The organism is Streptomyces sp. NPDC056222 (assembly GCF_042264065.1).
GTDB lineage: Bacteria > Actinomycetota > Actinomycetes > Streptomycetales > Streptomycetaceae > Streptomyces.
The window spans coordinates 1-11586 of record NZ_JBHJTL010000151.1 but is presented as its reverse complement, the minus strand read 5'-3'; the positions used below and the strand labels follow the sequence as shown (position 1 = coordinate 11586).

The following is an 11586-nucleotide window of genomic DNA, read 5'->3' as shown; positions in this document are numbered from 1 at the left end:
GGCACCACCGGAGCGCCCGCGACCTCGGGGATCTTGCCCGCGACCGGCTCGGTGCCGACCACGAGGGCGGCCCGGGAGTCCTCGATCATGTACGTGAGGCGGTCGGCCGGGTGGACCAGGTCCAGCGGCAGGAACGCGGCGCCGAGCTTCAGCGCGGCGAGCACCGTGGCGACCATGTCGGCCGAGCGGGGCACGGCCACGCCGACCACGCTCTCGGTGCCGGCACCGCGCGCGGCGAGGAGCCGGGCGAGGCGGTTGGCGCGGGCGTCGAGCTCCGCGTACGTGACGGACCGGTCGCGGTCGACGACGGCGACCGTGTCGGGGCGCTCCGCGAGCCGCTGCGCGAACAGGGCCGGGAAGGACTCCTCGTCGACCTCACGGGCCGTGGCGTTGAAGCCCTCCAGGACCAGCCGCCGCTCGTCGTCGCCGAGGATCTCCGCCGTCGAGACGGGCTGCTCGGGTGCGGCGACGAGGGCCGCGACGAGGCTCTGGAGGCGGTCGGCGAGGCGCTCGGCGGTCCGGTGGTCGAACAGCTCCGTGGCGAACTCCAGGCGGCAGCCCAGGGAACCGGTGCCGCCGTCGGCAGGGATGTGCTCGGTGAAGCTGAACACCAGGTCGAACTTGGCCGAGTGGATGCGGAACGGTACGTAGTCGGCGTGGAGGCCGGGCAGTTCCAGTCCGTCGCCTGTGCGGGCGTGGTAGCCGACCATCACCTGGAACAGCGGGTTGCGGGAGAGGGAGCGGGTCGGGTTGAGCTTCTCGACCACGGACTCGAACGGCACGTCCGCGTGCGAGAACGCGGCCAGGTCGGTCTCCCGGACCCGTGCGACCAGCTCGGTGAAGCTCGGGTCGCCGCTCAGGTCGGTGCGCAGCACGAGCGTGTTGACGAAGAACCCGACCAGGTTGTCGAGGGCCTCGTCGCCGCGCCCCGCGATGGGCGAGCCGAGGGGGATGTCCGTACCGGCGCCCATGCGGTGGAGCAGGGCGGCCACGGCCGCGTGCACCACCATGAACATGCTGGCCCCGGTCTCGCGGGCGAGCCGCTTCAGCCCCTCGTGGACGTCGGCGTCGAACGCGATGTCCAGTTCGGCGCCGGAGAAGGCCGGCCGCGCCGGTCGGGGCCGGTCCGTGGGCAGTTCCAGCTCCTCGGGGGCGCCGTCCAGGGTCGTGCGCCAGTACTCCAGCTGTCGGGCGGCGAGGCTGTCCGCCTCGGCCGGATCACCGAGCAGACGCTGCTGCCACAGGGCGTAGTCGGCGTACTGGACGGGCAGCGGCTCCCAGTCCGGTGCGGTACCGGAGACGCGGGCCGCGTAGGCGGTGGCCAGGTCGCGGAGGAAGGGGCGGTCCGACCACTCGTCGGTGGTGATGTGGTGCAGCAGCAGGACGACGACGTGGTCCTCGGGCGCCAGGTCGACGACCGTGGCGCGCAGCGGAAGCTCGGTGGCGAGGTCGAACGGCCGGTTGACGGCGTTCTCGACGAGCGCGGGCACCTGGTCCTCCCTGGCGTGCAGCCGTTCCACCACCGGCCGCGCCTCGTGGGCGGGGAGCACGCGCTGGACGGCCTGGCCGTCGGTTTCCACGAACACCGTCCGCAGGGCTTCGTGCCGCGCCGTCACATCGGCGAGGGCGGTCCCCCACGCCTCGATGTCGAGGTGGCCGCGCAGCCGCATGACCAGCGGGAAGTTGTACGCGGCCGAGGTGCACTCGATCTGCTGGATGACCCACAGCCGCTGCTGGGCGTGCGAGAGCGGCAGCTCGTCGGGCCGCTCCGCCGCCGTCAGTGCCGGGCGGGCGGCGCCGTGCGAGGCGGCGGTGCGCTCCACGAGTTCGGCGACGGTGGGTGCCTCGAACAGGTCACGGATGGCGAGTTCGGCGTCGAGGGCGGTGCGGGCGCGGCTGACGAGACGGGTGGCGAGCAGCGAGTGGCCGCCGAGTTCGAAGAAGTCGCTGTCGATGCCGACGCTGCCCTCCGCCAGACCCAGGACTTCGGCGAAGAGCGCGCAGAGCGTCTCCTCGCGCGGGGTGCGGGGCGGGCGGCTGGTGCCGGTGCCGGCGAAGTCCGGGGCGGGCAGGGCCTTGACGTCGAGCTTGCCGTTGACGGTGATCGGGAGCGTGTCCACGGGGACGAGCGCGGTGGGGACCATGTAGTCGGGCAGACCGGCCTTCAGGTGCTCGCGCAGCCGCTGGATCAGGGCGTCGTCCGCCTCGGAGCCTTCTTCCGGAGCGAAGTAGCCGACCAGGCGCTTCGTCCCGGTGCTCTCGTTCACGACGACCGCCGCGTGGGCGACGTCGGGGTGCGCGGACAGGGCGGTGGATATCTCGCCCAGCTCGATGCGGTAGCCGCGGATCTTGACCTGGTCGTCGGTGCGGCCGAGGAAGTCGAGGAGGCCGTCGGGGCGCTGCCGTACGAGGTCTCCGGTGCGGTACATCCGCTCGCCGGGCTCACCGAACGGATCGGCGACGAAGCGCTCGGCGGTCAGGCCGGGGCGGTCGTGGTAGCCGCGGGCGAGGCCGGTGCCGGCGATGTACAGCTCGCCGGGGCAGCCGGGCGGGACCGGCCGCAGCATCGCGTCCAGGATGTGGGCGCGGGTGTTGCGGATGGGGATGCCGACCGTGGGGGTGGCGCTGTCGGTGGTGGAACCGCCGAGCGTGTTGATCGTGTACTCGGTGGGGCCGTACAGGTTGTAGCCGTAGGTGCCCTCGGTGCGGCGGAGTCGGGTCCAGACCGTGTCCGACACGGCCTCCCCGCCGAGCAGGACGAGCGCGGGGCGGTGCTTCCCGGTCGTCTCGTCCCGGTCGAGCAGGCCTTCCTCGATGAGGAGTTGGGCGTAGGTGGGGGTCACGTTGACCACGTCGACGCAGTGCCGGTCGCAGTAGGCGACCAGCGCCTCGGCGTCGCGGCGCAGTTCCTCGTCGCAGACGTGGACCTCGTGGCCCTCGACGAGCCAGAGCAGCTCCTCCCAGGACATGTCGAAGGCGAAGGAGACGGTGTGCGCGATGCGCAGCCGCCGCCCGCCCGCCGAGGCGATGGCCGGGTCGAAGATCTCCCTCTGGTGGTTGAGCTGCATGTTCGTCAGGCCCCGGTAGGGGGTGACGACGCCCTTGGGCCGGCCGGTCGAGCCGGAGGTGTAGATGATGTACGCCGGGTGGTCGAGGCGGTCCGCCACATCGTGGGCGAACGCGGGCCGTTCGGCGTCGGTGATCTCGCTGCCGGGCAGGGCGGTCAGTTCGGCGGCCACGGCCTCGTCGTCCAGGAGGAGCTCGGGGGCGACAGGGCCGGTGTCGCCGCGCAGGGTCGGCGCGACGGCGGTCGTGGACACCAGGCAGAGAGGTCCGGTGTCCTGTGCCATCAGCCGGAGCCGGTCGGCCGGGTGGTCGAGGTCGAGCGGCAGGTAGGCGGCGCCGGTGCGCAGGACGGCGAACAGGGCGGCGACCATGTCGATGGAGCGGGGCAGGGCGAGCGCGACGGCCTTCTCGGGGCCCGCGCCGCGGGCGAGCAGGAGCCGGGCGATCCGGTTGATGTGCGCGTCCAGTTCGGCGTACGTCAGGGCTCGCTCGCCGAAGACCAGGGCCACCGCGTCGGGGGTGCGGGCGACCTGGTCGGCGAGCATGTCGGCGACGGTCTCGTTCGGAACGGGCTCGCGGCCGGCTTCCCAGCCGGCGCGCAGAGCGGCGCGCTCGGCGGGCAGCAGCAGGTCGACGTCGACGGTCCGGGCGGTGGCGGCGGCAGCGTCGTCGAGGGTCTCGGCGAGCCGCTCCAGGACGGCCGTGAACCGTCCGAGGATCGCGGTGGCGTCCTCCGTGTCGAACAGATCGGGACGGGCCGCCAGCGTGACCTTGAGCCGGGTCTCGGGTGTCACGATCAGGGTGAGCGGGAAGTGGGTGCCGTCCACGTTCGACACGTCGGTGATCCCGTACCGCTGCCGGAGCGCCGCGGCCCGGTCCTCGCCGTCGGCGGAGCGGAGCACGAACAGGGTGTCGAACAGACGACGGTGGCCGGTCTCCTGCTGGAGCGTCCCGAGCCCGACGTGCTCGTACGGCATGACGGCCGCGCGCTCGGACTGCATCCGCCGCAGGAGGTCGAGCAGCGGCTCGTCCGGGGCGAACGCGACCCGTGCCGGGATGGTGTTGAGGAACATGCCGATGATGCCGGTGACGTTCGGTACGTCCGCGGGCCGTCCGGCGACGGCCGTGCCGAAGGCGACGTCGCCGCGGCCGGTCATCGCCGAGAGGACCAGGCCCCAGGCCGCGTTCAGCAGGGTGTTCAGGGTGAGTCCGTGGCGGCGGGCCAGGTGACGCAGCCGGTCGCTGGTCTCCCTGGTGAGCACGGCGTCGAAGTCTGCCGGGATGACCGGGCCCGCGTCGCGCCCGGTGGGGGCGACCAGGGTCGGCTCGTCGAATCCGGAGAGCGCGCCGCGCCAGGCGGCGAGGGCCTGGGTGGTGTCCTGCTCGTCCAGCCAGGCCAGATAGTCGCGGTACGAACCGGGCGCGGGCAGACCGGTGGCGTCGCCGGCCCTCTCGTACAGCGTGAACAGCTCCTCCAGGAACAGCCACGCGGACCAGCCGTCCCACAGGATGAGGTGGTGGGTGACGACGAGGCGGTCCCGGCCGTCACCGAGCCGGATGAGCAGCAGCCTGCACAGCGGCGCCGCGGAGAGGTCGAAGCGCCGTCGGCGGTCGGCGGCCAGCAGCTCGTCCACGCGGGCGCGCTGCTCCTCGGCGGGCAGCCCCGACACGTCGATCTCCACCAGGGGGATCTCGGCGCCGTCGGCGATGAACTGCACGGGCCGGGGCAGGCCGTCGCTGGTGAATCCGGCGCGCAGGCTGGTGTTCCGCCGCAGCAGCGCCCGGCCGGCGGCCCGGAGCCGGTCGGTGTCGAGTCGGTGGTCGAAGTCCAGGGTCTCCTGCGACAGGTAGACGTCGAGTGCGTCGCCCGAGTCGTAGGTGGCGTGGAAGTACATGCCCTCCTGGAGCGGGGAGAGCGGCCAGATGTCGGCGACCGGGAGACCGGCGGCGGCCTCGACGCGGGCGGTCTCCTCCGGGGAGAGCTCGAGTCCGCCCAGCGGGGCGGGGGCCTCGGGTTCCGCCGGCGCTCCGGCGGTCAACTGGGCGAGCAGCGCCTGCAGGGCGGGGTCGACCGCCGCACCGGACTGTGCCTGGGCGGCCAGCATCGCCTGGAGGGCGGCGGCGGCCTGTCCGGCGTCGGCGGCGGAGACGGTGACACCGGTGGCGGGTGTCTCCGCGGTCGGTGCGGTCTGCTCGACAGGCTCGTCCGGCACGCTCGCGGCCGCCGCGGCGAGCGCGGCGGGCGTGCGGTGCTCGAACACATCGCGCGGGCTGATGGTCAGTCCCCTTTCACGGGCCCGGGTGGCGACGGCGATCGAGGTGAGGCTGTCGCCGCCGAGCATGAAGAAGTCGTCGTCGGCACCGATGCCGGGCAGGTCGAGGACGTCGGTGAAGATCGCGCACAGGGCGCTTTCCCGCTCGTCGCGGGGCGCCCGGCCGCCGGCCGCGGGAGCGACGGAGGGCGAGGGCAGGGCGTTCTGGTCGAGCTTGCCGCTGGGTGACAGCGGCAGCTCGTCGAGGGCCATGACGGCGGTCGGCACCATCGCCGCGGGCAGCGCCTCGGCGAGCGCGGCGTCGAGGGCGGCGGCGTCCAGGGTGCTTCCGGGGCGGGGAACCGCGTAGCCGAGGAGCGCACCGTCGCGGACGATCACGGCCGCTCGGGCGACGCCCGGCAGGTCTGCCAGGGCGGTCTCGATCTCGCCCAGCTCGATCCGGTTGCCCCGGATCTTCACCTGCCGGTCGGTGCGGCCGAGGTACTCGACGGCGCCGTCGGCGCGGCGACGGACGAGGTCACCGGTGCGGTACATGCGGGTGCCCGGCTCGCCGAACGGGTCGGCGACGAAGCGCTCGGCGGTCGTGCCGGCCCGGTCGTGGTAGCCGCGTGCCAGCTGGACCCCGGCGAGGTAGAGCTCGCCGGGCACCCCGTCCGGCACGGGACGCAGAAGGGTGTCCAGCACGTGCAGCCGGGTGTTCCACACCGGCCGGCCGATGGGGACGGCGGGCTCGGTGCCGCCTTCGTACGGGAAGTAGGTCACGTCCACGGCGGCCTCGGTGGGCCCGTACAGGTTGTGCAGAGGTACCGGGCCCCGCCCGTGGCGGGATGTCAGCTCCGACCAGCGGCGGGCGTCCGGGCCGGTGAGTGCCTCGCCGCTGCAGAAGACGCGGCGCAGGCTCGCCGCCCAGTCCTGGGTGTCCGCACCGGCCTCCATGACCTGGACGAAGGCGGCCAGCATGGAGGGGACGAAGTGCAGTGTGGTGATCCGCCGGGTGTGGATCAGCTCGGCCAGGTAGGCGGGGTCGCGGTGGCCGTCGGGCCGGGCGAGGACGACGGTCGCGCCCTCGGTCAGGGCCCAGAAGAACTCCCACACCGAGACGTCGAAGCTGGACGGGGTCTTCTGGAGGACCCGGTCGTCGGCGCCGAGCCCGTACTCGCCCTGCATCCAGGCGAGTCGGTTGACGACGGCCCGGTGGGTGACGGTGACTCCCTTGGGCCGGCCGGTGGAGCCGGAGGTGTAGATCAGGTACGCCGGGTGGTCGGGTCCCGGCCGCACCAGCGGTGTGTCGGGAGCCTCCGCGCCGTGGTCGACGGGCGTGTCGGGGACGTCCGCGTCCACCAGCAGGTGCTCGAGTCCCGGCGCGTCGGGCAGTCGCCCGGCCGCCTCGGCGGTGGTCACGACCGTGCGGGCTCCGGAGTCGACGAGCATGAACGCCACCCGGTCGGCGGGGTAGTCGAGATCCACGGGCAGGTAGGCGGCGCCTGTCTTGTGCACGGCGAGCAGCGCGACCATGAGTTCCGCCGAGCGCGGCACGGCGACGGCGACGAACTGTTCGGGGCCTGCCCCGCGCGCCCGCAGTCGGCCGGCCAGGGCTTCGGCGCGCCGGTCGAGTTCGGCATAGGTCAGGGTGGTGTTCTCGAAGACGACGGCGGGGGCGTCCGGGGTCCTCGCCACCTGGGCGGCGACGAGCGTGGTGAGGGTGGCGTCCGCTTCGGGGAGCCGGTGTTCGGTGGCATTGAGCTCGGTGAGACGCTCCCGCTCGCGCTCGGACAGCAGGCCCGTGCGGGCGACAGGGCGTTCGGGGTCGGTGGCGAGGGTGCACAGCAGCGCTTCGAGGCGGTTGGCGAGCACGGCGGCGGCGATCCGGTCGAGCCGGGCCGCGTCGTACATGAGCCGCAGCGACAGATGCCCCTCGCGCGGCTCGACGATCAACGCGAGCGGGTAGTGCACGGCGTCGAGCACCTCGGCGCCGGTGACGAAGGCGTCCTCGGCGGCGCGGCCGTCGCCGGTCGGGTAGTTCTCGAACACCACGAGGGTGTCGAAGAGTTCGCCCGGCCCCTGGCCGGCGATCCGCTGGATGTCGGCGAGACCGAGGTGCTGGTGGTCCAGGAGTGCCGCGTGCTCGTCCTGGATCCGGCGCAGCAGATCGGCGAGGGACTCGTCGGGCCGCGGGTTCACCCGGGCCGGAACGGTGTTGATGAAGAGGCCCACGGCGGAGTCCAGGCCCTCGACCTCGGTGGTGCGCCCGGACACGGTGGTGCCGAAGACTACGTCCTGGCTGCCGGTGAGACCGCCGAGCAGCAGGGCCCAGGCGCCGTGGACGACGGTGCTCAGGGTGACGCCCAGGGTGCGGGCGCGGCCGGTCAGTTCGTCGGTGAGCGCTTCGGAGAGCCGGACGTCCACGCGCTCGTGTCCGGCAGGCGCCGACGGGTCGCCGCCGGGTGCGGTGGTGAGGGCGGGCAGCCGGGTCGGGCCCTCGAGGCCGGACAGGGCCTGGCGCCACGCGTCGCGTGCGGCGTCCCGGTCCCGGCCGGCCAGCCAGGACAGGTACGCGTGCGGGCCCGCGGGCGTGGGCAGGGTCTCGCCCCGGTAGGCGGCGGTCAGTTCCCGCAGCAGGACGGAGACCGACCAGCCGTCGGCGATGATGTGGTGCAGGGTGAGCAGCAGCCGGTGGCGCTGTCCGTCCCTGATGAGCGTGGCCCGCATCAGCGGAGGCAGAGACAGGTCGAACCGCTCGGAGCGATCCTGCCGCAGGATGTCCTCCAGGGCGGTCCGCTCGGTGTCGGCCTCGTGCCACGGAAGGGTCACCCGGTCGGCGAGCCGCTGGACGACGTCACCGCCGGGCAGTTGGCGGAACGAGGCGCGCAGCAGGGAGTGCCGGTCCAGGAGGAGCTGGAGCGACCGGCGCAGCCGGTCCGGTTCGACGGCGTCGGCGAGGTCGAGGAGTTCCTGCACGACGTACAGGTCGCCGGCCTCCTGGTCGAACTCCGAGTGGAAGAAGAAACCTTCCTGGAGCGGCGAGACGGGCAGGGCGTCCTCGTCGAGCACCACGTTCCGGGTGGTCGACGGGGTGCTGTCGGCCGCCGTCCGGTCGGCGCTCCTGGCGAGCGCCGCCACGGTCCGCTGCCGGAACACGTCCCGGGGCGTGATCGCGAGTCCGGCGCCGCGGGCGCGGTTGACGAGCTGGATCGCGACGATGCTGTCGCCGCCCAGCTCGAAGAAGCTGTCGTGCACGCCGACCGACGGCAGGTCGAGCACCTCGGCGACGAGCGCCGCCAGCGCGGTCTCCGTGGGCGTCGTGGGCGCGTCGTCCCCGGCCATCGCCGTCCACTGCGGAGCGGGCAGGGCGCGGCTGTCGAGCTTGCCGTTCGGCGTCAGGGGCAGCGGCCCGTCGAGGCGTACGAGGGCCGAGGGGATCATGTGGTCCGGGAGGGTCTCGGCGACCTGGGCGCGCGCCCGCGCCACCGCGGCGTCGGGGTCCGCGGCAGTGGTTCCGCCTTCGGTGACGAGGTAGGCCACGAGCCGGTTGACGCCCCGGTGGTCCTGGCGGACGAGGACGGCGGCCTGGGCGACGCCGGGGCAGGCCATGAAGGCGCTCTCGATCTCGCCGGGCTCGATCCGGTGCCCCCGGATCTTGAGCTGGCCGTCCGCCCGGCCGAGGAACTCCAGGTTGCCGTCGGCGCCCCAGCGGACCCGGTCGCCCGTCCGGTACATGCGGCTGCCCGGTTCGCCGTACGGATCGGCGACGAAGCGCTCCGATGTCAGCGCGGCCCTGCCGAGGTAGCCACGGGCGAGGCCGCGCCCGGCGACGTACAACTCGCCCTCGGCGCCCACGGGGACGGGTCGGAGCGCCGAGTCGAGTACATAGGCACGGGTGTTGGGGTCCGGGCGGCCGATGGGCGCCGGTCCCGGACGGTCGGGTTCGGCGAGCCACAGGGTGGAGTTCACCGTCGCCTCGGTGAGGCCGTACGCGACCACGACCTGAACCCGTCCGGCCCAGCGCGCGATGAGTTCACCGGGCACCGCCTCGGTGCCGACGACCAGGACCGAGCCTTCGGGGAGCTCGCAGTCCCGGGGCAGCGCCGAGACGAGCGACGGCGGCAGGATCATGTGGGTGGCGCGGTGACGGGCGATGTAGTCGGTGAGGGCCGGTCCGGCGACGCGGCGCTCGGCGGGTACGACGATCACGCGGCCACCGACGCACAGCGACATGATCAGGTCCCAGACCGTCACGTCGAAGCCCACGGAGGCGAACTGGACGACACGGCTGTCGGCGGTGATGCCGATGCGGTCGGTGGCGGTGGCTATGAGGCTGCCGACGCCGTCGTGCGAGACCACGGCCCCCTTGGGGCGGCCGGTGGAGCCCGAGGTGTAGATGACGTACGCGGCCTGGTCCAGGGCGATCGGCAGGTCGAGGTCCGAGTCGCCGAGACCGGCGCACTCGGCCGTCACGGACGGTTCGTCGAGCAGCAGGTGAGCGACGCCGGGTGCGTCGGGGAGCGTGCCGGAGAGGTCGCGCGTGGTGATGACGGTGCGCGCGCCCGCGTCGGTCAGCATGTAGGCGAGGCGGTCCTGCGGGTGGTCGGCGTCCAGCGGCAGATAGGCGGCGCCTGACTTCATCACCGCCAGCAGGGAGACGACGAGTTCGGGCGAGCGCGGGAGCGCCACGCCGACGACGTCCTCGGTGCGTACTCCGCGGGCGACGAGGAGACGGGCCAGCCGGTTGGCGGCCGCGTTCAGCTCGGCGTACGTCAGCTCCCGGTCCCCGTACACGAGCGCGACGGTGTCGGGTGCCCGGCGCGCCTGCCGCTCGAAGGCGGCCGGCCAGGACACCTCGGGGACCTCACGCGGTGACACGCCGAACGCGTCGAGGAGTTGGACGCGCTCCGCGGTCGAGGTCAGCTCGATGTGGCCGAGTGGGCGGTCGAGGTCAGCGGTGAGGGCGTGCAGGACGGCGAGGAAGCGGTGCTCGTGGTGGCGCAGTGCCTCCTCGTCGCAGACCTCGGCGTCGGCGTCGAAGTAGACACGGACGCCGTTGCCAGGCGCGCGCTCGGCGAAGCACAGGGCCAGGTCGCTGACCGGCCCGAGCCAGATCGGGGCGAGTTCGGCCTCCTGGCCGGGGAATCGCAGGTCCTCGGCGCGGGGCAGGATGTTCACGGTCGGGCCGACGAGTTCGGGGACGCCGTCGGCCAGTCCCAGCTCCCTGGCCAGGTCTTCGGCTCGGTAGCGTCCGTGGGCGACGGCTTCGGAGATCGCCTGCCGTATCTCGGTCAGGAGTTCGGCGCCGGTCGTGCCGGGGCGTACGGACACGCGCAGCGGGACGATGTTGGACACCATGCCGGGGACGGTGGCGGACACCGCGTCCTCGCGGGCGGCGATCGGCAGGCCGAGTACGAGGTCCTGCTCACCTGTGGCGCGGTGCAGGTAGGCGGCGACGGCGGCGATCAGCAGGCGGGAGGGGCGTACGCCGGCGTTGTCGGCGGCGGCGTTCAGCCGCTCGGTGGCCTCGGCGGACAGCTCCGCCGTGCGGCGCAGCCGCCGCGTCATGGGCGAGGGCGCGCGCTCGACGAGGCGTACGGGCTCGGGCCGGTCGGCCATGCGGCTGAGCCAGTAGGCGCGGTCCTGCTCGTGGCGGTCGGAGGCGCGGTAGGCGCGGTCGGCGTCCACCAGGCTGGTCAGTGACCAGTCGCGCGGGGCGGGTGTCTGCTCCTCGGCGGTGTAGAGCTCGCCGGCCCGGCGGGTGATGAAGGCGACGCCCATGCCGTCGGTGACGATGTGGTGGTACCGCTGGTACCAGGCGACATGGTCGTCCGCGAGCCGGAGCAGTGCCTGGGCGAAGAGCGGGTCACCGGCGAGGTCGACGGGCCGGTCGCGGTCGGCGGCCATCCAGGCGGAGGCGGCCGCCTCGGGGTCGGGCGCTCCGCGCAGGTCCACGACGGGGACGTCGACGGGGGCGCGGTGGAGGGTCTGCCGGGGAGCGCCGTCGTCGGCGCGGACGCGTATGTGCAGGCTTTCGGCCTCTTCGACGGCCGTTCGCACGGAGGCGCCGAGGCGGTCGAGGTCGGTGTCGCCGCGCAGGTCAAGGACGAACACGATGTTGTAGGCGGAGCTGTCCGGTTCGATCTGCTGGGCTAGCCAGATCCCGGATTGCCCACCGGTGAGGGGGATCCCGGAAGCGGCGGACGTCCGGTCCGACTCGACGTCAAACATCGTTCGAAAGGGCCTTTCCCTGGTCGTGCGCCAG

General features: G+C 73.4%; 1 protein-coding gene. It reads right to left on the bottom strand.

The features are described from left to right. Positions 1-11552: amino acid adenylation domain-containing protein (locus ACFC0D_RS36755; RefSeq protein WP_376445983.1), on the bottom strand; the 11552-nt coding region annotated here is incomplete at its 3' end. Between the last annotated feature and the right edge of the window lie 34 nt (positions 11553-11586).